The 24,225-nt window shown below is 64.1% G+C and carries 21 protein-coding genes and 1 pseudogene; 13 read left to right on the top strand and 9 right to left on the bottom strand.

Features of this window, described 5'->3' with window-relative positions; genetic code table 11:
- Window positions 1-17 precede the first annotated feature (17 nt).
- The 7 genes from A0U87_RS14145 (at window position 18) to A0U87_RS14115 (ending at window position 8,212) form a co-directional block, all read left to right on the top strand.
- Entirely contained in the window at window positions 18-1,769 is a 1,752-nt protein-coding gene (locus A0U87_RS14145; protein ID WP_240700562.1) for an asparagine synthase-related protein, read from the top strand.
- A gap of 1 nt (window position 1,770) precedes the next feature.
- Window positions 1,771-2,733, top strand: coding sequence for a hypothetical protein (locus tag A0U87_RS14140; RefSeq protein WP_107917686.1), 963 nt, complete (start codon window positions 1,771-1,773; stop codon window positions 2,731-2,733).
- Window positions 2,730-4,472 (top strand): ABC transporter ATP-binding protein, encoded by a 1,743-nt coding sequence (locus A0U87_RS14135; RefSeq protein ID WP_048936487.1) that lies wholly within the window; start codon window positions 2,730-2,732, stop codon window positions 4,470-4,472. Before A0U87_RS14140 ends, A0U87_RS14135 begins: the two co-directional genes overlap by 4 nt.
- Before the next feature lie 135 nt (window positions 4,473-4,607).
- Window positions 4,608-5,378 (top strand): nucleoside triphosphate pyrophosphohydrolase, encoded by a 771-nt coding sequence (mazG, locus tag A0U87_RS14130; RefSeq protein WP_048936488.1) that lies wholly within the window; start codon window positions 4,608-4,610, stop codon window positions 5,376-5,378.
- On the top strand, window positions 5,351-5,854 hold the full coding sequence (locus A0U87_RS14125) for a GNAT family N-acetyltransferase (RefSeq protein ID WP_048936489.1): 504 nt from the start codon (window positions 5,351-5,353) through the stop codon (window positions 5,852-5,854). The genes mazG and A0U87_RS14125 overlap by 28 nt, the downstream gene beginning before the upstream one ends.
- A gap of 124 nt (window positions 5,855-5,978) precedes the next feature.
- Entirely contained in the window at window positions 5,979-7,310 is a 1,332-nt protein-coding gene (locus A0U87_RS14120; RefSeq protein WP_048936490.1) for an NCS2 family permease, read from the top strand.
- Entirely contained in the window at window positions 7,307-8,212 is a 906-nt protein-coding gene (locus A0U87_RS14115; RefSeq protein WP_048936491.1) for a 5'-methylthioadenosine/S-adenosylhomocysteine nucleosidase, read from the top strand. The genes A0U87_RS14120 and A0U87_RS14115 overlap by 4 nt, the downstream gene beginning before the upstream one ends.
- A gap of 99 nt (window positions 8,213-8,311) precedes the next feature.
- Here A0U87_RS14115 and hflX read toward each other — a convergent pair whose 3' ends face one another.
- The 7 genes from hflX to dusB all read right to left on the bottom strand — a co-directional run bounded on the left by hflX (window position 8,312) and on the right by dusB (window position 17,645).
- Complete coding sequence (hflX, locus tag A0U87_RS14110; RefSeq protein WP_037519752.1) at window positions 8,312-9,643, bottom strand: GTPase HflX; 1,332 nt, start codon at window positions 9,641-9,643, stop codon at window positions 8,312-8,314.
- 75 nt (window positions 9,644-9,718) lie between these two features.
- Window positions 9,719-10,201: an RNA chaperone Hfq gene (hfq, locus tag A0U87_RS14105; protein ID WP_004212587.1), complete on the bottom strand. Its 483-nt coding sequence runs from the start codon at window positions 10,199-10,201 to the stop codon at window positions 9,719-9,721.
- A 156-nt stretch (window positions 10,202-10,357) separates the two neighbouring features.
- A complete protein-coding gene (locus A0U87_RS14100; RefSeq protein ID WP_048936493.1) occupies window positions 10,358-11,731 on the bottom strand; it encodes a sigma-54 dependent transcriptional regulator in 1,374 nt (457 codons plus the stop codon).
- Complete coding sequence (locus tag A0U87_RS14095) at window positions 11,721-13,976, bottom strand: HAMP domain-containing histidine kinase (protein WP_010339368.1); 2,256 nt, start codon at window positions 13,974-13,976, stop codon at window positions 11,721-11,723. The genes A0U87_RS14100 and A0U87_RS14095 overlap by 11 nt, the downstream gene beginning before the upstream one ends.
- Before the next feature lie 98 nt (window positions 13,977-14,074).
- Window positions 14,075-15,517, bottom strand: a complete 1,443-nt coding sequence (gene ntrC / locus A0U87_RS14090; protein ID WP_048936494.1) for a nitrogen regulation protein NR(I) — start codon at window positions 15,515-15,517, stop codon at window positions 14,075-14,077.
- The gene (locus A0U87_RS14085; protein ID WP_037491486.1) at window positions 15,517-16,626 is read right to left on the bottom strand and encodes an ATP-binding protein; all 1,110 of its coding nucleotides are present in this window, start codon (window positions 16,624-16,626) and stop codon (window positions 15,517-15,519) included. Before A0U87_RS14085 ends, ntrC begins: the two co-directional genes overlap by 1 nt.
- Entirely contained in the window at window positions 16,623-17,645 is a 1,023-nt protein-coding gene (gene dusB, locus A0U87_RS14080) for a tRNA dihydrouridine synthase DusB (protein WP_048936495.1), read from the bottom strand. The genes A0U87_RS14085 and dusB overlap by 4 nt, the downstream gene beginning before the upstream one ends.
- A gap of 116 nt (window positions 17,646-17,761) precedes the next feature.
- Between dusB and A0U87_RS14075 the strand changes: the two genes are divergently transcribed.
- Together A0U87_RS14075 and A0U87_RS14070 are read left to right on the top strand one after the other, a co-directional pair.
- The gene (locus A0U87_RS14075; protein ID WP_048936496.1) at window positions 17,762-18,943 is read left to right on the top strand and encodes a bifunctional 2-C-methyl-D-erythritol 4-phosphate cytidylyltransferase/2-C-methyl-D-erythritol 2,4-cyclodiphosphate synthase; all 1,182 of its coding nucleotides are present in this window, start codon (window positions 17,762-17,764) and stop codon (window positions 18,941-18,943) included.
- Window positions 18,944-18,950: 7 nt separating this feature from the next.
- A complete protein-coding gene (locus A0U87_RS14070) occupies window positions 18,951-19,469 on the top strand; it encodes a CinA family protein (protein WP_004212578.1) in 519 nt (172 codons plus the stop codon).
- On the opposite strand, the gene A0U87_RS14065 is transcribed toward A0U87_RS14070, so the two are convergent.
- Window positions 19,415-19,891 carry a type II toxin-antitoxin system RatA family toxin gene (locus tag A0U87_RS14065; RefSeq protein ID WP_026109377.1) on the bottom strand — a complete coding sequence of 159 codons (477 nt, stop codon included), beginning with the start codon at window positions 19,889-19,891 and terminating at the stop codon, window positions 19,415-19,417. The two genes, A0U87_RS14070 and A0U87_RS14065, sit on opposite strands and share 55 nt — an antisense overlap.
- Window positions 19,892-19,898: 7 nt before the next feature.
- Window positions 19,899-20,879 carry a lipoyl synthase gene (lipA, locus tag A0U87_RS14060; RefSeq protein WP_048936497.1) on the bottom strand — a complete coding sequence of 327 codons (981 nt, stop codon included), beginning with the start codon at window positions 20,877-20,879 and terminating at the stop codon, window positions 19,899-19,901.
- 38 nt (window positions 20,880-20,917) lie between these two features.
- On the opposite strand from lipA, the gene A0U87_RS14055 reads away from it, so the two are divergent.
- From A0U87_RS14055 to A0U87_RS14040, 4 genes and pseudogenes are all read left to right on the top strand, one after another.
- The gene (locus A0U87_RS14055) at window positions 20,918-21,556 is read left to right on the top strand and encodes a carbonic anhydrase (protein ID WP_048936498.1); all 639 of its coding nucleotides are present in this window, start codon (window positions 20,918-20,920) and stop codon (window positions 21,554-21,556) included.
- A 13-nt stretch (window positions 21,557-21,569) separates the two neighbouring features.
- Window positions 21,570-22,385 (top strand): NYN domain-containing protein, encoded by an 816-nt coding sequence (locus tag A0U87_RS14050; RefSeq protein ID WP_137405644.1) that lies wholly within the window; start codon window positions 21,570-21,572, stop codon window positions 22,383-22,385.
- Window positions 22,385-22,666: an acylphosphatase gene (locus A0U87_RS14045; RefSeq protein WP_048936500.1), complete on the top strand. Its 282-nt coding sequence runs from the start codon at window positions 22,385-22,387 to the stop codon at window positions 22,664-22,666. The genes A0U87_RS14050 and A0U87_RS14045 overlap by 1 nt, the downstream gene beginning before the upstream one ends.
- A 424-nt stretch (window positions 22,667-23,090) precedes the next feature.
- A pseudogene (locus tag A0U87_RS14040) lies at window positions 23,091-24,225 on the top strand (IS1182 family transposase); the annotation flags it as partial.

The following is a 24,225-nucleotide window of genomic DNA, read 5'->3' as shown; positions in this document are numbered from 1 at the left end:
TTCTTGCCGGGGCTGGCATGGAGGCGTTGGACCATGAGAAGCGGCGTCCGGGCCTCATTGTCGCCGCCGATGTCCGGCTCGACAATCGCGCGGAAATCGAGGCACGGCTCGGCCTCCCCCCCCGCCCCGCTCTCCCTGAAGCCAGCCTGATCGCCGCGCTGTACGAGCGCTATGGCGCAGACTGCGCCTCCATGTTGCTGGGCGACTTCGCCTTTGTGCTCTGGGACGAAGCGACACAGACATTATTTGGCGCCCGTGATCATTTCGGCGTCCGCCCGTTCTACTATCATGCTTCGCCCAGGCTGTTCATGGCGGCGACAACGATTGGCGCGCTGCTCGGTTCGGAGATTTCATCCGCCATCGACGAAGTTGGTGCAGCAGATTTTGTCGCCGGCATAGTCGGCGATGCCCAGACGACGCTATATCGCGAAATCCGGCGTCTGCCGCCAGGGCACGTCATTCAGGTCACTCGCGACGAACTCACCATCAGCCGTTACTGGCATCTGGCGGCATCGCAGCCGCCCAAGGATGAGGAAACCGCCGAGCAGTTTCGGCATTTGTTCGAACAGGCGGTCTCGTGTCGGATCAGCGAACAAGCCGGCGTGCTGCTCAGCGGAGGGCTGGACTCCTCGTCCATCGCCATGATGGCATCGCGCTTGCGGGCGGAGGCGGCGGAACCGCCCGTGCCAAGCCTGTCCATGACGTTCGACACAAGTCCCAACTGGACGGATGGCCCGCACATAGAAGCCATTCTGCAAGCAGGGCGTTTTACCCCTCATTTCCTGCCCACTGAGCATCAGGATCCGCTGCAGGAACTGGACATGATCCTGACCGAACAGGACGGCCCCTGCCTCGCCTACAATCTGGGCAGTTCACGACGCCTCTATCACAGGGCCCGGCAACTGGGGCTTCCCCGCCTTCTGGACGGACATGGCGGCGATGAAGTCGTTTCCCACGGGTTTGGGCGGCTGAACGAACTGGCGATGGAACGGCGCTGGGCCACCTTGTTGCGCGAAGCACATGGCTTGGCCCATATTCTCCGCTGTTCGACCTGGCAGGCAGCGTCCCCCCATTTCGATCACATCGCGACGATACGGCGATTCCGGCAGAATTGGCGGCGCATCGTCCACCATGCACATCCGCCCCGCACCTCACCGAATTTCACGACCGCGCTCGTCGCACCAGACCTAGTCCGTCGTACGGACATAGGTTTGCGCCGCGCAGCGACAATGCCCAGCCGCTCGGCCTATCAGACCGAGCAGCAGCGCCACCTGTCGACCCTGACATCGCCACAACAACCCTATGCGTTTGAAGTGCTCGATCGTTCGGCCGCTGCAGCCGGGGTGCGCCTGTGCTTCCCATTCTATGATCGCCGTCTTGTCGAATTTTGCGTATCGCTCCCGGCCCACGCCAAGCTCGACAATGGCTATCCGCGCGCATCCCTGCGGAACGCCATGGCAGGCCTGTTGCCAGAGCAGGTCCGACTGCGGCGCGACAAGTTCAATTTTGCCGGCCAGTTGGGAACAGGCATGGCGCGTCACCGGGCATCCTTGCTGACGATGCTGGATGCGCAGGCTGACATGCTGGCGCCATTTGTCGACATCGATGTGGCCCGCACGGCCATCACGCAGTTCGACCAGTCCATGGCCAATGATGCCGCCCCCTTATTCGCTGCCTACCGGATCGCAAGCCTGGGCCGCTGGCTTGCAAGACGATCCCGGCCCGCTGCTCCGAGAGCCAAATTTCACATCGTACATGCAGGAGGATGACATGAAGATGGGCCCAACGCCTCAGCCCGCCCTTGCCCCCGCCAGCAAGGCCTCGTCCCTTTATCGTGCCTTTGGGCTGACGATCGAATCGGATGTTCCGCTGCCGGAACTGACGACCGCCCCGGCGGGATCCGTGCCCGACATCCGCATCATCTACAGCCGCGACCTGCCCTTGCCGTCGCGCGAGGAGGGCGTGATCACGCAGTTCCGCACGGACGGGACGCATTTCCTGGCATGGCCCGACGTTGCGGCCTTCCAGTTCCACGGCCCCGACCTCATCGAGATTCAGCCCTATCCCGATACGCCGGTGACCTACCTCCCCTTTCCTCTGCTGGGGCCGATCATGGCGCTGGCGTTGCACATGCGCGGCTACATCACGCTCCACGCCAGCGCGATCGACTTGGACGGGCATGGCGTCATCTTCGTTGGCGACAAACTGGCGGGCAAATCCACCACCGCCGCAGCCTTCCTCCGGGCGGGCCATCGTCTGCTGACGGACGACCTCTTGGCGATCCGCGCCAACCCGGACGGCACGCTCGAAATCCTGCCGGCCTATGGCCAGCTCAAGCTCGCGGAAGAGGCCGCAGACGCCATGCAACTGGCCGAAGCGCAGCCATTGCCATTGGTCTATCCCGGCTTTTCCAAACGCCAGCATCGCTTGATGGGCGATTTCCGCCATGATCAGCTTCAACCCGAACGCCTCTATGTTCTCGACCGCGTGGGGGATCAGCCCGGCCTCACCCGACTTGCCGGAACCCAGGCCCTGTCGGCGATCCTGCGCTACTCCTACATAACCCGTTTCGGGAAGGCAGCGCTCTCGCCCGCCGACGAGGCCCGTCACATGCAGGGCTGCGCTGCCCTGGCCCGTTGCGTCCAGGTGGCAACGCTGCACGTCCCGCATGCCCTCAATCGACTGGAAGAGACGGTCGAACTCGTCCGCGCCGACTGCGAGGACCATAGGTGAGCCAGTTCCGTCAGATCAGCGATTTCGCGCGCTTTTCCCTCGGGGGATATGGCCGACAGGCGTCCGTCATCCTGTTGCTGATCCTGATCGGCAGCATTCTGGAAAGCTGCTCCCTGCTGGCGATGATCCCGTTGCTGAAACTGATCGGCACCAACCATGGTGCGGCCCAGAGCAGCATTCAACTGCCCTGGATTGGCAGCATATCGCTCGGCTGGTTGCTGACGGCAATGCTGTGCCTCATGGTGTTTCAGGCCTTGGTGTCGCGCCGCCGCCTCCTCCTCATGACCCGCACGATGCAGCAGGCGGTAGACGACATCCGCATGCGCCTGTTCACGGCCATCGGCTATGGTCGCTGGTCGCTGGTCGCGAACATGCGCGGGTCGGATCTCAACCATGCGCTCAGCAACGATGTCGATCGCATCCAGGTCGCAGTCTTCAGCCTCATGTCATTTGGCCAGAATATCATCTGGCTGACGCTCTATGGCCTGCTGTCCACGCTGATATCCTGGCAGATGACCTTGTTCGCCATGACCGTTGGCGCAGCGACCCTGTTCGGCCTGTACCCGGTGCGCCGGAAGATCGCCCGCCATGCGCAATCCATGTCGAATTCCCTGCAGGAACGGCAATATGTCGCGTTCGAATTCATCACCGGCATGAAGATCGCCAAGGCTTTCAACAGCGAACCCTATTATCTTCAACGCTTGGATCGGTTGCTGGAAACGCTGCGCGTCGGCACTGTCGAGTTCGCCCGGCTGACATCCAACAGTACCGCTCTGTTCCAGTTGGCAAGCGGTGCGGCCGCAGCCCTGTTCGTCTATGTGGCCTATGCCGTCATCGCGCTGCCCCTGCCGCAGCTGATGACGATGCTGCTGTTGTTCATGCGCCTCGCGCCGCGCTTCAACGCCCTGCAAAGCACGCTCCAGCAACTGCTCCTCTGCCTGCCAGGCTATGAGAATGTCGCCAGGCTGCTGCGCATCTTCACGGCGGAGCAGAACCGCACCGCCGGGCCGGAGCGCGTTCAAGTACCGCTCCTGACCCGGCATGTCCGCTTCGATCGCGTATCCATCACCCATCACGGCGCGGACACGCCGACGATCGCGAACCTCGATCTGGAATTGCCCGCCGGCAAGATCATTGCCCTGGTCGGGCCTTCGGGTGCAGGCAAGAGCACCATAGCGGACATGCTGATGGGGCTGCTCGATCCCAGCGAGGGCCAAATTCTGGTCGACGGTGTCAACCTTCCCCAGGATGATCGGCAATGGCGGTCCCAGATCGCCTATATGCCCCAGGATGTCTTCCTGTTGCATGACAGCATCGCAACCAATTTGCGCATCGGCAAGGCGGATGCGAGCGATGAGGAGTTGTGGAACGCCCTCGACGCCGCCAATGCCCGGCAGTTCGTCGGTGCCCTGCCCCAGGGGCTCGATACCGTGGTCGGCGATCGTGGCAGCCGTCTGTCCGGCGGGGAAAGGCAGCGCATCGCCCTCGCGCGCGCGCTGCTGCGCCATCCCAGGCTGCTGATCCTGGACGAGGCGACCAGCGCGCTCGACATGGACGCACAGACCAAGATCGAAACCGCGATTGCCGGTTTGCGGGGCCATATCACTATATTGGCCATAGCCCATACGGCATCGCTTGTCACACTTGCCGACGTCATCGTTCATCTCGACCGGGGTCGGGTCGTGCAGGTCCGGACGAACAATCCGGTCAAGGACGAGGATGCCGTCGCAGCGGAATAATCCTCCCACAGGCTCCAACGCGCATCGCCATGGGCACCATCTCCGCCTATCGGCGCTCCGTTCGACATCGGGGGTGGCCTTGTATCCGGCAAACGCCTATCCGCAGGCCCATCAGCAGCCAATGCGAAGGTTCCCATGTCCAAAGCCAGTCCCGCCGATATCATGCCGATCGCCGATGTCATGGCGCGGCTGCGCGATCCGGAAACGGGCTGCCCTTGGGACATAGAGCAGGATTTCGCGAGCATCGCCCCCTACACGATCGAGGAAGCCTATGAAGTGGCCGATGCGATCGAGCGCAATGACATGGCCGACCTGCGCGATGAACTGGGCGATCTGCTGCTGCAGGTCGTGTTCCACAGCCGCATCGCCGAACAGGCCGGCCATTTCCGCCTGCAGGACGTCATCGACAGCATCGCCGCCAAGATGATCCGGCGACACCCCCATGTCTTTGGCGAAGGCGCCCGGCGCGAGGATGGCCATGCCCAGTGGGAAAGCATCAAGGCGGCCGAACGTGCCGATAAGATCCCCGACCCGAGCGCCATGGCCGGCGTGGCACAGGCGCTTCCGGCGCTGCTGCGCGCCGAAAAGCTGCAGAAGCGGGCCGCCCGCACCGGCTTCGACTGGCCCGACACCCAGGGCGCGATAGCGAAGATCCATGAGGAACTGGACGAGGTTGCCAGCGCGACCAGCCATGCCCATCGGGAGGAAGAAGTCGGCGACCTGCTCTTTGCCGTCGTGAACCTCGCACGCCATCTCAAGATCGACCCCGAAGTCGCCTTGCGTGGCGGAAATGCCAAGTTCGATCGTCGTTTTCGTCAGATGGAGGCAATCGCCGGCGACGCGTTCGTGGGCCTGTCGCTCGACGAGAAGGAAGCGCTATGGCAGCAGGCGAAACAGGCGGAATAATCAGGCCGGTCACACCGGCGGATCATGACGCGATCTGGGATATCCTGGAACCCGTGCTGCGCGCTGGCGAAACCCTGGCGGTCGATCGCGCCATCAGCCGCGAAGGCGCCCTTGCCTTGTGGCTGTCGCCGGACCGCACCGTCCGCGTCATCGAGGAGGATGGCAATCTGCTCGGCATCTTCTACGTCCGCGCCAATCAGCCGGGCGGCGGCAGTCATGTCGCCAATGCCGGCTATGTGACCGCTGCTCACGCAACCGGACGCGGCGTTGCCCGGCGAATGTGTGCGGCCTCCTTCGATCTGGCCCGCGATCTCGGTTTCAGCGCGATGCAATATAATTTCGTGGTTTCCTCCAACAGCCGCGCAGTCGCGCTGTGGCAGGCAATGGGCTTTGCCATTGTCGGCCGCGTGCCCGATGCCTTTGCCCATCCAACGCTGGGTCTGGTCGACACATTTGTGATGCATCGTTACCTTTGACGCGGCGCTTGCACAGCGGCATAGGGCGCGCAATCGCGACCATCGCGCATAGGGGGTATCTGGTGTCAACTTCGCTGTCCGGGCCGGCCATGGCCCCTTCCCTTTCCCTGCCCGGTTGCGCGCGATGACCGCTCCCCTCTCGTCCTGGCTGGACAGCCGGTTCCAGATAGCCGCGCGCGGCAGCAATGTGCGCACGGAAATCGTCGCCGGCATCACCACCTTCCTCACCATGGCCTATATCGTGCTGGTCAACCCGGCGATCCTGGGCGAGGCCGGCATGCCGCTGGTCGGCGTGGCCGCTGCGACCTGTTTCGCCGCCGCCTTCGCCAGCATTCTGATGGGGATGGTCGCGAACGTGCCGCTGGCACTGGCACCGGGCATGGGCCTCAACGCCTATTTCACCTATTCGGTGGTGCTGGGCCTTGGTATCCCCTGGCCGGTCGCGCTCGGCTGCGTCTTTCTCTCGGGCGTCGCTTTCCTGGCGCTGACGCTGGCGGGCATCCGCCAGATGATCCTGGCTGCCATCCCGCCGCATCTTCTGGCGGCGGTTGCCAGCGGCATCGGCCTTTTCATTGCCTTCATCGGCCTGCGCAATGCCGGCATCGTCGTCTCCAACAGCGCCACCTCGGTCGCGCTTGGCGACCTCCGCTCGGCCCCGGTTCTGCTCACCCTGTTCGGCCTGACGCTGATCGCCGGCCTGTCGATCCGCCAGGTGCGCGGCGCGATCCTGATCGGCATCGTTGCCACCACCCTGCTCGGCTGGCTGGTTGGCGCGCTGCATTTCACGCCGACGCCCTATGATGTCTCGGCGCTGGGCAGCACCGCCTTCCATCTCGATCTTGGTGCGGTCTTCGCCGGCAGCCATGGCATCGGCGTGCTGGAGATTATCTTCGTTTTCCTGTTCGTCGACCTGTTCGACAATCTCGGAACGCTGATGGCGGTGACCAAGCGCGCCGGCCTCGCTCGCCCGGACGGCAGCGTGCCCAATCTCAACCGCATCCTGATCGCCGACGCGGCCGCGACAATGGTCGGTGCGACGGCGGGCACCAGCACCGTCACATCCTATGTCGAAAGCGCAGCCGGCGTTGCGGCGGGCGGGCGCACGGGCCTCACCGCCATCGTCACCGGCCTGCTGTTCCTGGTCACCATCTTCGCCGCGCCCTATGCCGGCCTGGTGCCGCTCTATGCGACGGCGCCTGCGCTGATCCTGGTCGGCAGCCTGATGATGGCGCCACTGGTGGAAGTCAGCTGGGAAGAACCGTTCGAGGCCGTCCCCGCCTTCCTCACCCTCGCGCTCATCCCCCTCACCTTCTCGATCGCCAACGGCATCGCCTTCGGCATTGTCGCCCATGCCATCCTGAAGCTGCTGCGCGGCAAGATGAGCCGCGCCGACTGGCTGCTCTTCCTGCTCGCTATCCTGATCGTCATCCGCTTTGCCTGGGTTGCCGCCGCATGAAATATCTCCTCGCCCTGGTCGGCCTGCTGACCGCCAGCCCTGCCCTCGCCCAGAAACTGGACGAGCAACCACGCACGGCGATCATGACCGCCTTCCCGCCCGAACATGCCGCGCTCGTCGATCGGATCGAGCGGCCCCGCACGGTGCGCGTCAACGGCGTACCGGTGACGCTTGGCCAGATGGCCGGCAAGCCGGTGCTGCTGGTCGAGAGCGGCGTCAGCATGGTCAATGCCGCGATGACCACCCAGTGGCTGGTCGATCGCTTCGCGGTGAAGCGCATCCTCTTTTCCGGCATTGCCGGCGGCATCGATCCGTCGCTGCATATCGGCGATGTCGTGGTCGCGGCCGACTGGGGCCAGTTCATGGAAAGCACGATCGCGCGCGAGGCGCCGGGCGGCTTTGCGCCGATCTTCCGCACGCCGGGCAACGACCTGCCCAATTATGGCATGATCTTCCCGCGCGATGTCGAGGTCGGCAATGAGGCCGAAGCCAAGAGCTGGCACCGCGCCTTCCCGGCCGATCCCGCTTTGCTCGCCATCGCCCGCGCCCTGTCATCCTCGGAAAGCCTGGCCCGTTGCGCCGATGCCGCCACTGCCAAATGCCTGCCGCACCAGCCCAGCCTGCATGTCGGCGGGCGCGGTATCAGCGGCCCCGCCTTCATGGACAATGCCGCCTATCGCCAATATCTGTTCGCCACCTTCCAGGCGCAGGTGCTGGACATGGAAAGCGCGGCCGTGGCGCAGGTCGCCTATGCCAATCGCGTGCCCTTCCTCGCCTTCCGCAGCCTCTCGGATCTCGCCGGCGGCGACGCCGAACAGAACCAGATGAGCGTCTTCATGGCGCTCGCCTCGGCCAATTCGGCCCGCGTCGTACAGGATTTCGTGACGCGACTGCCCGATTAGAGCGTTTTCTAATCAGGTGGAATCACCTGATGACTCGGAAAACGCGTTAAACCAAAAACTTAGAGCAACCGATCTGACGCAGTCGGATCGGAATTTGCTCTAACGGTCGCGCTTGAGGAAACGGGCGAGGCCGGAGTCGGACAGGCGGACATCCACCTGCATCTCCGCCTCGCTCGGGCGCGTTGCCAGTACCTCGCCATGCTCGTGCAGCCAGGCGAGGGCGGCCCCATCGGCGATCGGCAGGCGCAGGCTGTGAACCCGCGCACCGCGCGTCAGCCGGCTGCTGATCGCCCGCTGCAGCCCCTCGACACCCTCGCCGGTCAAGGCCGAGATGATGACGACATCATCATGCCGGGCCGCAATCTCGCGCGCCTGCGCGGCGCTCTCCGCGTCGAGCAGGTCCAGCTTGTTCCACGCCTCGATGATCGGCGGCGGATCGCCCTCGCCATCGCCGCGCTCCAGCGCCCCTTCGCCGGCCACGCCCAGTTCACTCAGCACGTCCAGCACGTCGTCGCGCTGCGCTTCGGTATCGGGATGAGCGATGTCGCGGACATGGACGATGATGTCGGCCGACAGCACTTCCTCCAGCGTCGCACGAAAGGCCGCGATCAACTGGGTCGGCAGGTCGGAGACGAAGCCGACCGTGTCGGACAGGATCGCCTTGTCCAGCCCCGGTAGCACGATCTGCCGCATCGTCGGGTCGAGCGTGGCGAACAGCAGATCCTCGGCCATCACCTCGGCGCCGGTCAGGCGATTGAACAGGGTCGACTTGCCGGCATTGGTATAGCCGACCAACGCGATCACCGGCCAGGGCGCGCGCTGGCGCCGGGCGCGATGCAGGCCGCGCGTCTTGGTGACCTGATCCAGTTCGCGCCGGATCTTGGCCATGCGGTCGCGGATCATGCGCCGGTCCGCCTCGATCTGGGTTTCGCCCGGACCGCCGAGGAAGCCGAAACCGCCGCGCTGGCGCTCAAGATGGGTCCAGCTGCGCACCAGCCGGCCCGCCTGATAGTCGAGATGGGCGAGTTCGACCTGCAGCCGCCCTTCATTGGTGGCGGCGCGCTCGCCGAAAATTTCCAGGATCAGCCCGGTCCGGTCGATCACCTTGGCGCCGGTTCCCTTTTCCAGATTGCTCTGCTGCACCGGGGTCAGCGCATTGTCGACGATGACCAGTTCGGCCTCTTCCTGGTTCACCAGCGTGGCGATCTGGTCGACCTGGCCGCTACCGAATAGCGTGGCGGGCTTGCGGTCGCGGACGCGGAAGCTCTGGGCGGCACGCACATCGATGCCGATCGCCAGGGCCAGGCCACGGGCTTCCTCCAGCCGGGCGTCGCTGTCGCGGCGGTCGCCGCCATGGGTTTCGGCATGCACGACGACGGCACGCGCACCGCGCGCCACTTCGTCCTCGGAGTCGCGATTGAATATGGCCATGTCAGCTTAGAGCATCTGGCCGCGCTCCGGTCTACCCGCGCGGATCGGCGGGAAGACCGGATGCGGCGTGGACGATCAGTCGTCCTGCTCGTTCTCGCCCGACAGGTCGAGCGAATGGAGCGGTTGCACGGTCGAAATGGCGTGCTTGTAGACCAACTGCACCATGCCGTCGCGTTCGAGCAGCATGCAGAACAGGTCGAAGGCGGCGATCTCGCCCTGGAGCATCACGCCGTTGACCAGGAACATGGTCACCGGGCTGCCCGACTTGCGCACGGCGCTCAGGAAGATTTCCTGCAGCAGGCGCGGCTTGCCATTGCCGTCACTGGCCTTGCGCAGATCGGTCAGGTCCATCGTCTGGGCCGGCATGACCGTCGAAATGGCATGCTTGTAGACCAGCTGCGACTGACCATCCCGGCGCAGCAGCACGGAAAAATTGTCGAACCAGGTGATGATGCCCTGCAGCTTAACGCCCTTGACCAGGAACATGGTCACCGGGGTCTTCGATTTGCGCAGGCTGTTGAGGAAAATATCCTGAAGGTTGTTCACTTTGTCGGCCATGGTTTTTGCCAGTCCTTTATTGGCGGGACGTTACCCGCTCTCGCACCTCTGGGCGGAGGTGTCTTGCCTGCCCCCGCTTGTCGAGGGCGAGGCAATCCTACCGCAATTGCGAAGGGGCGTCCATGCCTGACATCGCCATCGGGAATTTCCCTAGCGTCAGCCGTCCTTTCCGTCGGTAATGCCCAGCAATTTCAGTTTGCGGTGCAGCGCAGACCGCTCCATGCCGATGAAGGTCGCGGTGCGCGAGATATTGCCGGAAAAGCGGCGGATCTGGATGCGCAGATATTCCCGTTCGAAACTTTCACGCGCCTCGCGCAGCGGCGCGCCCATGATCGCCGACTGGCCGATGCCATCCCCGCCGCCGCCGCTCGTCAGCTCGGCCGGCAACATGTCCAGTTCAATCCGCCCGATCCGGTCCCCCGGCGCCAGGATCATCGTCCGTTCGATCACGTTGCGCAGTTGGCGGACATTGCCCGGCCATTCATTGGCCTGCAGCGCCGCCATGGCATCGCTGGCGATCTCGGGCGGATTGACCCGGCGATCGGCGGCGAAGCGCGCCAGATAATGCTCGACCAGCGGCGGAATATCGTCGCGCCGCTCGGACAGCGACGGGATCTGCAAGGGCACGACATTGAGCCGATAGAAGAGATCCTCGCGGAAGCGCCGCTCCTCGATCTCCGCCGTCAGGTTGCGCGCGGTCGAGGAAATGACGCGCACGTCGACCTTCACCTGCCGCTGCCCGCCGACGCGGGTGAAGCTCTGGTCGGTCAGCACCCGCAATATCTTGCCCTGGGTGGTGACCGGCATGTCGGCGATCTCGTCCAGATAGAGCGTGCCGCCATGCGCCTGTTCCAGATAACCGGGACGCACCAAGCCGCTGGGATCCTCGACGCCGAACAGCTCTTCCTCGACCCGGTCCGGGTCCATCCGCGCCGCGGCGACGATGATGAAGGGCGCATCGGCCCGCCCGCTCCAGCTGTGCAGCATGCGGGCGGCAACTTCCTTGCCGACGCCGGCCGGGCCGGAAATCAGCACCCGGCTGCCGGTGCCTGCAACCTTCTTGATCGTCGCCCGCACGCCGTTGATCGATGCCGACGTGCCGGTCAGCTCATCATCCTGGCCAAAGCGCGCGCGCAGCGTCTGGTTCTCGCGCCGCAGCCGCTCGGTCTCGGTGGCGCGCGCCACCAGATGGAGCAGCCGGTCCGCCTCGAACGGCTTCTCGATGAAATCGGCCGCGCCCTTGCGGATCGCCGCCACCGCCGTGTCGATATTGCCATGACCGGAGATCATCAGCACCGGGACGGTCGCGTCACGCCGCTTGATCTCCTCTAGCAGTTCCAGCCCGTCGAGCTTCGAGCCCTGCAGCCAGACATCGAGCAGCACCAGCGAGGGGCGCCGGCTGTCCAGCGCTTCGATCGCGCTGTCGCTATTGGCGGCGGTGCGGGTGGTAAAACCCTCATCTTCCAGCACACCCGCAACCAGATCGCGAATGTCCTCTTCGTCGTCGACTATCAGAATATCAAGCGCCATTGGCCGTCACTTTTCCTTTGGGCAAGGCAACCACCTGCCCCTCTTCCAGTTTCTCCAGGGCTGCGACAGGGAAGCGCAGCGTCACCCGCGCGCCCCCGCCTTCCGCGTCATCGAAGCGGATTTCGCCCATATGTTCTTCGACAATCTTCTTGACGATGGCCAAGCCCAAACCCGTCCCCTTCGACCGCGTGGTCATATAGGGCTCCAGGATGCGTTCACGTTCGGGCGGCAGGCCGATGCCATCGTCGCGCACTTCGATTACCAGCGCGCCATCAGCCTCATGCAGGCGCATGCGCACATGGCCGCGCACCCCGCCATCCTCGGGCGCCGGCTTCGGCTCGATCGCCTCGACCGCATTTTTGACGATATTGGTCAGCGCCTGGCCAAGCTGGCGGCGATCGCACACCATCTCCATCTCCCCGGCATCCGCGTCGAAGGCGAAGCGAATATCGGGATGAGCCACCTCGTGCAGGAACAGCGCGTGGCGGGCGATGTCGCCCAGCGCCTCGCGCCGGAACACCGGCTTGGGCATGCGCGCAAAGGAGGAGAATTCGTCGACGATGCGGCGCAAATCACCCACCTGCCGCACAATCGTGCCGGTCAGCCGGGCGAAGGTCGGCTTGTCGCTCGTCACCTCCTCGCCATAGCGGCGCTGCAGGCGTTCGGCTGCCAGCTGGATCGGGGTCAGCGGGTTCTTGATCTCATGCGCGATGCGCCGCGCCACATCCGACCAGGCTGCACGCCGCTGATCCGACAATTGCTGGGTGATGTCGTCGAAGGTCAGGATATGGCCGGACACATCTTCCGACACCTTGACCGCCAGCGTGCGGAGGTCGCCTTGGGCGCGCACCTGGACAATCCCGGCATCCTCCTGCGACGCAACCAGTTCGGCCAGTTCAGCCGAAATCTCGGCCAGCGGCCGTCCGACCGGATCATCGCCTTCACGCACCAGGATCGCGGCGGCCGAGCTGTTCAGCAACTGGATCACGCCGCCGCGATCGACCGAAAGCACGCCGGCACTTACGCCCGACAGGATCGCCTCGATAAAGGCGCGCCGCTCATCAAGCTGGCTGTTGGCCGCGACCAGCGCGCCGGTCTGCGCTTCCAACCGCTGCGTCATGCGGTTGAAGGCGGAGGCGAGCGTACCGATTTCATCCCGGCTGGCCGGGCTGGTCACGCGCGCGGACAGGTCGCCCGCCGTGATCTTGCGGGCCGCTGTCACCAGTTCGTTGACCGGCCGCACCATCCAGTCCGCCACCGCCAGCGCGATGTAGACGGCGATGCCGACCAGCAACAGCGATCCCACGAACAACAGCAGGTTGAACCGTAATTGCAACGCGCGGGATTGCGCCGCGAACAGATCATAATCACCCAACACCTTCTGCGCCCGCTCCACATTGGAGAAGGACGAACTGCCGGCATTGCGCGTGGCATAGAGGTAGATTTTGGAATTGGGGTAAAGCAGCGTCACCGCTTCGATCTGGTTCGGCTTGGCGGCCACCACCACATCCTCGCCGGACGCCAGGCGCTTGACCACATCGGCCGACAACATTTCGGACGCCGGCCGGCTCTCGGGATCGACCGTCGCAGCGGTCCGCGCCACGCCGTCCTTGCCGATCTCGATGATCGCCGACCGGTTCAGCTTTCGCGTCACCACTTGATAGATATAGCCCTCGGCAAAGCGGGGACTGGAAACGCTCGATTGGCCCAGATAGTCGCGCAGATCGCTCGCCATGGTCAGCGTCTCGTCGCGGACCTCGCGCAAATTCTGCTCATAATAGCCGCGCGCCAGATCGCTGGCATTCTGGAGCATGCCGCGCGCGCTGTCCGAAAACCAGAATTGCACGCCATATTGGAACAGCAGCGACGCAAAGATCACCACCAGCAGCATCGGCACGCTGGCCACGACGGAGAAGATCGCCACCAGGCGGACGTGGAGCTGACCATCGCTGCCGATCGCCGATTTTGCGGCCCGACGCTTGGCCACACGACGCCCCAGCAGCATCAGCAGCGCGATCGCCGGCACCAGATTGGCGACCAGCAACAGCGCCACGATCGGCGGGGTCAACAGGGTGTAGGACTGGTCCTGCCCGGACAGCAGGCGATAGGTCAGCCCAGCGGTGCCCAGGAAAAGGATGAGCGTGACCGCTTCGATCGCGGCGGCCAGGCGACCGTTGCGCAGGTAAGGCCGGATCAGCCTTGCCCAAGCCTGCCCCCGTCGGGGGATTGTCACCGCACCAGTCATAGTGGCTTCGTTACAACAATGCCGTGCCCGATCAAACACAGTTTTTACATAAAACCATGTCGCTGGTCGATGCGATTGGGCGCTTCGTCTCGCCCTCGCTAGTCGCTCAGCCGCAGTTGCAGCGGGTCGAGGCCATAATCGGTCAGCTTCTTGCGCAGCGTGTTGCGATTGATGCCGAGCAGGCCGGCGGCGCGGATCTGGTTGCCATCGACGCTGGCCAGCGTTTCCTGCAGCAGGATCGGCTCGATCACCGCCAGCAGATTGTCATGCAACTGGGGATTGGCCTGCCCCAGCCCGATGCCCAGTTGCCGCTTGGTCCATTCCCGCACGGCCTGCGCAAGCTGCCCTGCGGGTGCGGCATGGTCGGCCGGCACGGCATCCAGCGGCAGCGCGTGGCGCAGCATGTCGGCCGCGATCACATTCTCGCGGCTCAGCACGGCAAGCCGCTGCATGATATTCTGCAACTCGCGCACATTGCCGGGCCAATGATAGGCCATCAGCAACTGCGCGGCATCCTCGGCCAGCGCCTTGCGCGGCAAGCCGTCCTGCGCTGCCCGATCCAGGAAATGGCGCGCCAGCAAGATCACGTCCTCGCGCCGTTCGCGCAAAGGCGGCAGCGACACCGGCACGACATTGAGCCGATAATAGAGGTCCTGACGGAACCGGTTTTCCTCGATCAGCCGCGGCAGATCCTTGTTGGTGGCGGCGATGATGCGGACATCGACGCGGACCGGCTTCGACCCGCCGACCGTGGTCACCTCGCCCGACTGGAGCACGCGGAGCAGCCTTGTCTGCGCCTCCATCGGCATGTCGCCGATTTCATCCAGGAACAGGGTGCCGCCCTGCGCCTGCTCGAACTTGCCGGCGGTCCGTGCCTGCGCGCCGGTAAAGGCGCCCTTTTCGTAGCCGAACAGTTCGGCTTCGATCAGCTCGCGCGGAATGGCCGCCATGTTGATCGCGACGAAGGGCCGGGTGCGTCGCTGGCCCAGGCTATGGATGGCTTCGGCCACCAGCTCCTTGCCCGTCCCCGACTCGCCCAGCACCAATATGCTGAGATCATTGGAAAGAACGCGGGCAATGGTGCGATAGACTTCCTGCATCGCAGGCGATCGCCCCACCAGCGGCAGGCCATCATGCGGCAATCCTTGCTCGCTCGCGTCCGCCCCGCCCGATCGATGCCCCAAGGCGTCCGCAACAGCGCGCGTCAACTCATTGAGATCGAACGGCTTTGGAAGATATTCGAACGCCCCCTTCTCCGTCGCCCGGATCGCAGTGTTCAGGGTGTTCTGTGCAGAAAGAATGATAACATTCAGGTCGGGCTTGCGCTCGATAATCTCTGCCACGCCATCCAGCCCATCGCCATCCGGCAGCATGACGTCGGTGATCAGAATGTCGGGCGAAAAACTCTCCATCAACGCCGTGCGCTCGCGGATCGATCCGGCGATCTTCACCTTGTGCCCCTGGCGCCGCAGAGCTTCCCCTACCACCACGCAGATGGCGGGATCATCATCGACGACCAGAACCGTGCCCGTCGCGGCCATCAGCCCATGCCCATCGGCAGCAGGATGCGGAAGGTCGACTCCCCGGCTTCCTGATCGCGGGAATATTGCACGAAACCGCTCATGTCCCTAACCAACTTGTCGACCAGTGCTAGGCCGAGCCCCTGCCCGTCCCGCTTGCCCGTGATGAACGGGTTGAAGAGGTGGTCCAGAATATGTTCGGGCACGCCCGGTCCATTGTCGATCACCACGATCTCGATCGGCAGCACGGCGCTGCCCTTGCGATCGCCGACCAGCACCGACATGCCATGCCGGAAAGCCGTCTCCACGCGAATGCAGGGCTGCTCGACATGCTCCAGCGCTTCCGCCGCATTCTTCAGCAGGTTGATCATCACCTGCACCAGCGCATCGTCATTGATGATCGCGAATGGTAGGGATGGATCATAACGCTTTATAATTTTTACATTCTTGGCAAAACCAGCCGCCGCAATATGCGATGCGCGATCGATCAGCGGATAGATGTTGCCGGGGCCGCATTCCAGCGTGCGGTCGGTCGTGAAATCCTGCATCCGGTCGATCAGCGCGGCGATCCGGTCGACCTCGTTGCAGATGAGTTGGGTCAGCGCCGCATCGCTGCCGCCATTGCTCGTTTCCAACAACTGCGCAGCACCGCGAATGCCCGACAGCGGGTTCTTGATCTCATGCGCCAAAATTGCCGCCGCGCCGACCGCCGATCGCGCGCCGCCCGCCGTGCCGCGATGGCCGATCTTGCGGGCCTGCCCCTGCGCATGGATCGACACGACCCGCCAACCCTCATGATCGACGATGGGGGAAATCATCAGATCGACCTCCATCTCGGCGGTGCGCCCGGCATGGACCTTGATATCATAGGCAGCGATCGGCTTGTTGCTGTGCCAGATATCGAACCGCGCGCCAGCCTCGGCGATCCGCACAGTGCGTGCAACATCGCTACCGATGATTGCCGACCGCGCCATGTTGAGCAGGGTTTCCGCTCGCACATTGGCATCGGCGATGCCGTTATCCGGCCGCACCACCAAGGTCGCGACCGGTAGCGCCGTCATCAGTTCCGACAGGGATGGTCCATCCTGCTGCATCTGGAGCGGCGGGAGGGACGGCAATGGCATGGTCATGCAGCCTGAAGTGCCACCGCCGGTTCATCCGCCGCAATCAGCGGCTCGTAGAAGGCGGCCAGCATATCCAGCACCCGCTGCGCGTCGGCCTCCTGATTGACCGTGTTGCGGAACTCCGCCGATCCGGTCAGGCCCTTGGTGTACCAGCCGATATGCTTGCGTGCCATGTTGACGCCAGTCATATTGTCATAATGGTCGAGCATCATCCGATAATGCTCTGTAATCAGATCATATTGCTCGGCAAGGCTCGGGTCGGCACGACGCTCGCCGGTGGCGAACCAGTGCATCACCTGGCCCAGCAGCCACGGCTTGCCATAGGCGCCACGGCCGATCATCACGCCGTCGGCGCCGCTCTGGTCGAGCGCGGTTTCCGCGTCCTCGATCGAGCAGATGTCGCCATTGACGATCACCGGCAGCTTGACCGCCTCCTTGACCGAGCGCACGAAGCCCCAGTCGGCGCTGCCCTTGTACATCTGGCAGCGGGTGCGACCATGAACCGTGATCAGCTTCGCGCCCAGATCTTCGGCGATATGCGCCAGCTCGGGCGCGTTGAGGCTCGAATGATCCCAGCCCATGCGCATCTTGACCGTCACTGGCACATCGACCGCCTCGACCGTCGCCTTGATGAGCGCCGCCGCCAGCGGCAGGTCGCGCATCAGCGCGCTGCCCGCATCGCCGTTAACGACCTTCTTCACCGGGCAGCCCATGTTGATGTCGATGATCGCCGCACCGCGATCAGCGTTCAGCTTGGCGGCTTCGGCCATTTCCGTCGGCGAACAACCGGCCAGCTGCATCGACACCGGTTCTTCCAGCGGATGCCAGGCGGCCTTCTGCAGCGACTGGCGCGTTTCGCGAATCATCGCCGCGCTCGCGATCATCTCGGTGACGTTGAGGCCCGACCCGAAACGGCGAACCAGAGTGCGGAAGGGCATGTCGGTGACACCGGTCATCGGCGCCAATATGACCGGCATGTCGACCGTCACCGGTCCAACGGAAATGGGGGAAAGCCTGCGCGTCATCTTCTATCACTGCCTAAAAAACAGGCAGCCCTTAGCCGAAAATGGCCGCGACGACAAGGCGGGCCCCGGACCATGTGTAGCGCTTTAGTAGTTGGCGAGCATGGGGCAGAGCGTCTATGCGCCGCTGCATGACATCGAACAGCAGGATCGTCGCGCTGATCGTCGCCGCCGGGCAGGGAAGCCGGGCCGGTGGCGACATTCCCAAACAATATCGGCAGATTGGCGGCAAGGCCGTGCTGGCCCATGCCCATGACGCGCTGACGGCGCATGGCCGCGTGTCGGCCATCCACATTGTCCTGGGCGCAGGCGAGGAAGACCGCGCCCAGGCCATGCTCGGCGATCGCATCGCCCATGTCGTCACCGGCGCGGATAGTCGACGCGGCTCGGTCCGGGCCGGGCTGGAGGCGATCGCAGCGGCCGGCGGCGCAGATGTCGTGCTGATCCATGACGCCGCCCGCCCGTTCCTGCCCGCATCGGTCGTCGACCGGCTGCTGGCCGCGCTGGAAGATGCCGAAGGCGCCATCCCCGCCCTGCCCGTCGCCGATACGCTGGTACGCAGCGAGGGCGCGCAGATGGGCGACGGCGTCGATCGCGCCGACCTGCATCGCGTGCAGACGCCGCAGGCCTTCCGCTTCGAGACCATCCTGGCCGCCCACCGCGACTGGGACGAAACTAGGGAAGCAACCGACGATGCCCAGATATTGCGCGCCTGGGGCCATGACGTCATTTTGGTGCAGGGCGATGAAAGGCTTGAGAAATTGACCTATCCCGAAGACTTCGCTCGCGCCGAAGCACGCATCGTGGACGCCCGCACCACCCGCGTCGGCATGGGCTATGACGTCCATCGCCTCGCGCCCAACGAAGAATTGTGGCTCGGCGGCGTACTGGTCCCGCATGACCGGGGCCTCGCCGGCCACAGCGATGCCGATGTCGCCCTCCATGCTATCGTCGATGCGATCCTCGGCGCGCTCGCCGATGGTGATATCGGCAGCCATTTCCCGCCGTCCGATCCACAATGGCGCGGCGCCTCGTCGGATCGCTTTCTCGCCCATGCCCGCGATCTGGTCCTGAAACGGGACGGCCGGATCGACCATGTCGACCTCACCATCATCTGCGAGGCGCCCAAGATCGGGCCGCATCGCGACGCCATGCGCGCCCGGATCGCCGAGATATTGGCGGTTCCGCTCGACCGGATCAGCGTGAAAGCCACCACCACCGAGCGGCTGGGTTTCGCCGGCCGGCGCGAGGGCATCGCCGCGCAGGCGGTTGCCACCCTCTCCCTCCCCACGCTATTCTGAGCCGACCATGCCCAACACCATCCTGCCCGCCCAACTCGTCGACCTCGCCGAAAAGGTCATCATCGCCAACCGCCGCGCCGGCCGCACCGTCGCAGTCGCCGAAAGCTGCACCGGCGGCCTGGTATCTGCAGCGCTTACCGAAATCGCCGGCTCCTCCGACGTCTTCGAGGCAGGTTTCATTACTTATTCCAATGACATGAAGGCGGAACTTCTGAAAGTTTCCCACGATGTACTGGACACGTTCGGCGCAGTCTCCATCGCCACCGCCTGGGCGATGGCGCAGGGCGCGCTCAAGAAAAGCCACGCGCATGTCGCGGTCGCCATCACCGGCATCGCCGGGCCGGGCGGCGGCAGCGAGCAGAAGCCGGTCGGCACCGTCGTGTTCGCGCGCGCAGAACGGGGCGGCAGCCCCGACAAGGTCGTGGCCGACATGCATCATTTCGAGGATAATGGCCGCGGCGGCGTCCGCCTTCAGGCGGCGTTGTGTGCGCTCGAACTGCTGCTACCCGACTCGCCAGCGCCGTAAAGCGCTGCCGCGCGCGTTTCGAACGCGCCGATCATCTTGCGCAGCGCCTTGTCGAAAAACTGACCGGCGAGCATCTCGAATATCCGGTTCTTGAATTCGAACTCGACCTCGAAATCCACCAGCACGCCGCCCTGCCCGTCGTCGCGGAAGCGCCATTCATTGTGGAGATGCTTGAGCGGGCCGTTGAGATAATCGACGCGGACATGGTCCGGGCGATGTTTGTGGACGCGCGAGGTGAAGCTCTCGCTGATCCCCTTGAAGCCGACGATCATGTCCGCGACCATCTCGCTCTCGCTGTCAGAGCGGATACGGATCGCGCTGACCCAGGGCAGGAATTGCGGATAGGCCGAGACGTTCGACACTAGGTCGAACATCTGTTCCGGACTATAGGGCAGTTGGCGGGTCTCGTTATGCTTGGGCATTCGCCGGTCAGGCCTTTGCGGCGGCCGCCTTGGCCAGCTTTGCCTCGCGCGCGGCGCGCATCTCAGCGAAGTCCTTGCCGGCATGATAGCTCGATCGGGTCAGCGGGCTCGACGCCACCTGCAGGAAGCCCTTGGCCCGCGCGATCGCCGCATAGGCATTGAACGCGGCCGGGGTGACGAATTCCATCACCTTGGCATGTTTGGGCGTGGGCTGCAGATATTGGCCCATGGTCAGGAAGTCGATGTCCGCCGAGCGCATGTCGTCCATCACCTGATGAACCTCCAGACGTTCCTCGCCCAGACCCAGCATGATGCCCGACTTGGTGAAGATCGACGGATCGAGCTTCTTGACGCTCTCCAGCAGGCGCAGCGACGCGTAGTAACGCGCACCAGGACGGATGGTCGGGTAGAGCCGGGGCACGGTTTCCAGATTATGGTTATAGACGTCCGGGCGCGCCTCGACGATCATCGCGACCGCGCGCTCATGCTTGTTGCGGAAGTCGGGAGTCAGGATCTCGATCGTGGTGCCCGGCGTCGTGCGACGCAGTGCCTCGATCACCTTGACGAACTGGCTGGCGCCGCCATCGGGCAGGTCGTCGCGATCGACCGAGGTGATGACGATATGTTCCAGCCCCATCTCGGCGGCGGCATCGGCCAGGTTCTGCGGCTCGTTGACGTCCACCTTGCGCGGCATGCCGGTCTTGACGTTGCAGAAGGCGCAGGCGCGGGTGCAGACATCGCCCAGGATCATCACCGTGGCGTGCTTCTTGGTCCAGCATTCGCCGATATTCGGGCAGGCCGCTTCCTCGCAGACCGTGTTCAAACCCTTTTCCCGCATCAGCTTGCGCGTCTCGTGATAAGCGGGGCTGGTCGGCGCCTTGACGCGGATCCAGTCAGGCTTGCGGGCACGCTCGGTCGTGGCGGGCTGACCGGGGACGGGGATCGGGGCAATGTCGTTCATCGGCCCCAGATAGCGATGCAGGACCATACTTGCCAGCCCTCTCTTTGTGCGGCACATCAATCATCATGACCGACTTTGCAGACATGCTCGAAGGCTATCGCCGCTTCCGTGACACCGGCTGGTCCCAGCAGCGCGAACGATGGGACGAACTCAACGAAGGGCAGAGCCCCCGCGTGATGGTGATCGCCTGTTCCGACAGCCGAGTCGACCCGGCCCAGATCTTCGACACCAGCCCCGGCGAAATCTTCGTCGTCCGCAATGTCGCCGCGCTGGTGCCGCCGTTCGAAACCAATCCGGGCTGGCACGGCGTGTCGGCTGCGCTGGAATTCGCCGTTCAGGTGCTCAAGGTCGGCGAGATCGTCGTTATGGGCCATGGCAAGTGCGGCGGCTGCAAGGCGGCGCTCAGCCATGACCTCAAGGATGCGCCTCCGGGTGAAGGCGGCTTCATCCATAACTGGATACAACTGCTTGATGATGCCCGCGACGTGGTGGTGGACCGCTATGGCGACCAGCGCGACCGTGAGGTTGAGCGCGCCATGGAGCAGGAAGGCGTGAAGGTCAGCCTTACCAATTTGCGCAGCTTCCCCTGCGTGCGGGCCAAGGAAAAAAGCGGCGAACTGAAGCTGGTCGGCAGCTTCTTCGCCATTTCCGATGGCCAGCTTCATATCTTGGACGAACAGACCGGCGTTTTCGCCGCAGCCTGACGGGAGGCGCATCATGCCCATGCGGCAGGAAGGGCGCGGCAATATCGCCCTGCTGATCGACGCGGACAATGCGTCGGCGGCCCATTTTGATGCGGTGATGACCGTGCTGGCGGAGCTGGGCACGGTCAATATCCGCCGTGCCTATGGCAATTGGAACAAGGCGACGCTCAAGACCTGGGCGGCGCTCTCCGTCGCGCAGGCGATCGAGCCGCAGCAGCAGTTCGACCTGACCAAGGGCAAGAATGCCACCGACATGAAGATGACGATCGACGCGATGGACCTGCCGTCCAGCGGGCGCGTCGACGGCTTCGGCCTGATGTCGAGTGACAGCGACTTCACCCCCTTGGTGACGCGCCTGCGCCAGGACGGCATTCCGGTCTATGGCTTCGGCAACGCCAATGCGCCCGAAGGCTTCCGCCGCGCCTGCACCCGCTTCATCGACGTCGCGGCTCTGCGCCCGGTCGAGGTGCCGGTGGCCAAACCGGCGGCAGCACCCAAGAAGAAGACGCCGGCCAAGAGCAGCGCGGCTGCAAAGCCCGCCGCAACGCCGGCCTCGCCCCCGACGGCGGCGACGCCTGCACCGGCGGGCACCGGCGCGGCTGTGGACCCGGAAGTCGTGCGCCTGCTGATTGATGCCTATGACGAGGCGAAGCGGGACGAGCGCGGTTTCGTCGCGCTGGGGCCGGTCGGCCAGCGGGTCGGCAACCGCTCCAGCTTCGATGTGCGCAATTATGGCTTCAAGCGCCTGTCCGATCTGATCGCCGCCATCCCCAATTTCACCACCGAAGTGCGCGAAGGCGGTCAGACCTGGATCAAGCGGATCCGCTGATGCTGGTCATCGCCCGCCACCTGATGATCCTCGGCCAGGTGCAGGGCGTCTTCTATCGCAACTGGACGGTCGAGACCGCCCGCAGCCTGGGCCTCACAGGTTGGGTTCGCAACCGGATGGATGGCAGTGTCGAGGCGCTGGTGCAGGGCGAGGCGGACATGGTCGATCACTTCGTCACGCTGGCACAGGATGGCCCGCCCGCAGCAAAGGTCGCGCGGATCGAGGCGGCAAACGCGCCGGTCGAGGCGCTGAACGGCTTCGAGAAAAAGCCGACAGCCTGATGCGGCCATGAGGCGCGAGAGGGGCTCAACAGATCAAGGAGCAGATTGAGTTTAGGCTGGATGACGGCTTGTAGGACAGCGCAAACATCCGGCGGTCAGCGCAGCAATCGACGCGACAGTTTATTTTCGTCCGAAGTTCACAGTGCCGTTAGGGCATTTCGGGCCATTTGCGCGTGCTACGCGCCCATGACGCGGCAGTCAGGCGACCTCGAAGCGACACCAAAGCGACAATGTCAGCAGTACAGCCAAAATCGAGACGACTTTCCATGGTTCGAATAGATCAGGCTTGCGCCAAATAGGACAGCCCCCCTTCGCATAGCCGGCGGTTTTGCGATGACATCCAACGACCGATATTGTTGAAAACCCAGCCTTGCAGTGATGGCGCGGCCCTGATTCACTGGCTTTGTTGTTAGGAGACAGGCTGATGATGGGTGATTGGACGGTGATGCAGGAGGCGCTGTTTTACAGCTTCAGCCTGGAAGATCATGTTCCCCAGAGCCACTTGTTGCGGGCGGTGGATCGTTTCGTTGATCTGGACGGGATCTGGGAGAAGCTGCGGTCATTCTATAGCGAGACGGGCCGGCCCTCGATTGATCCTGAACTGATGATCCGGATGCTACTGATCGGCTATTGTCTGGGAATCCGGCCTGAGCGGCGGCCGTGCGAGGAAGTGCATCTCAATCTGGCCTCTTGCTGGTTCTGCCGCCTCGGTCTCGACGGATCCGTGCCCGATCACTCAACATTCTCGAAGAACCGGCACGGCCGCTTCCGGGACAGTGATCTGTTACGGCAGCTGTTCGAGATGACCGTCTCGCGTTGCATCCAGGAAGGACTGGTCGGTGGCGAAGGCTTTGCCGTGGACGCCAGTCTGATCAAGGCCGACGCCAATCGCCAGTGCGGCGTTCCCGGCGCAGAGGGGCTCTCGCCGGATATCGTCAATCATGCTGTTCGGGAGTATCTGGAGGTGCTCGACGAGGTGGCCTTCGGAGCGGCGTCGCCCGTCACGCCCAAATATCTGTGGCCGGCTGATCCGGCAGCACGCTGGACGGGTGCCCATGGTGGGCAGGCTTTCTTCGCCTACAGCACCAACTACCTCATCGATCTGGCTAATGCCGTGATCGTCGATGTGGAGGTCAGCACCGCCATCCGTCAGGCTGAGGTGGCAGCGCAGTGAACGATGATCGACAGGACACTGGAGCGCTCCGGCATCTGGCCCCAACGGTTAGCTGCCGATACCGGCTATGGCGATGCGGCTAATCTTGCCTGGCTCGTCCATGAGCGCGGCATTGAGCCGCATATCCCCGTCTTCGACCATGCAAGCCGCAGGACCGGCAGCTTCCAGCACACCGCGTTCCGCTATGACCACCGGAACGATCTCTATGTCTGTCCCGGCGGCAAGCACCTCGTCCAGCATCGCAGGGACTATGTCAGCCCACGGCCCGGCGTCGATAAGGATGGTTTCATGCGCTACCGCGCCAGTCAGCATGACTGCCAATCCTGCGCCCTCAAGCCCCAATGCTGTCCCCGACCGACGCCTATGTCACATCCCGGCGCGAGCG

The sequence above is a fragment of the Sphingobium sp. MP9-4 genome, assembly GCF_005281675.1.
In the GTDB taxonomy this organism is placed as follows: Bacteria; Pseudomonadota; Alphaproteobacteria; order Sphingomonadales; family Sphingomonadaceae; genus Sphingobium; species Sphingobium yanoikuyae.
Note: the sequence above shows the minus strand (reverse complement) of the source record. Positions and strands in the feature narration are given on the sequence as shown.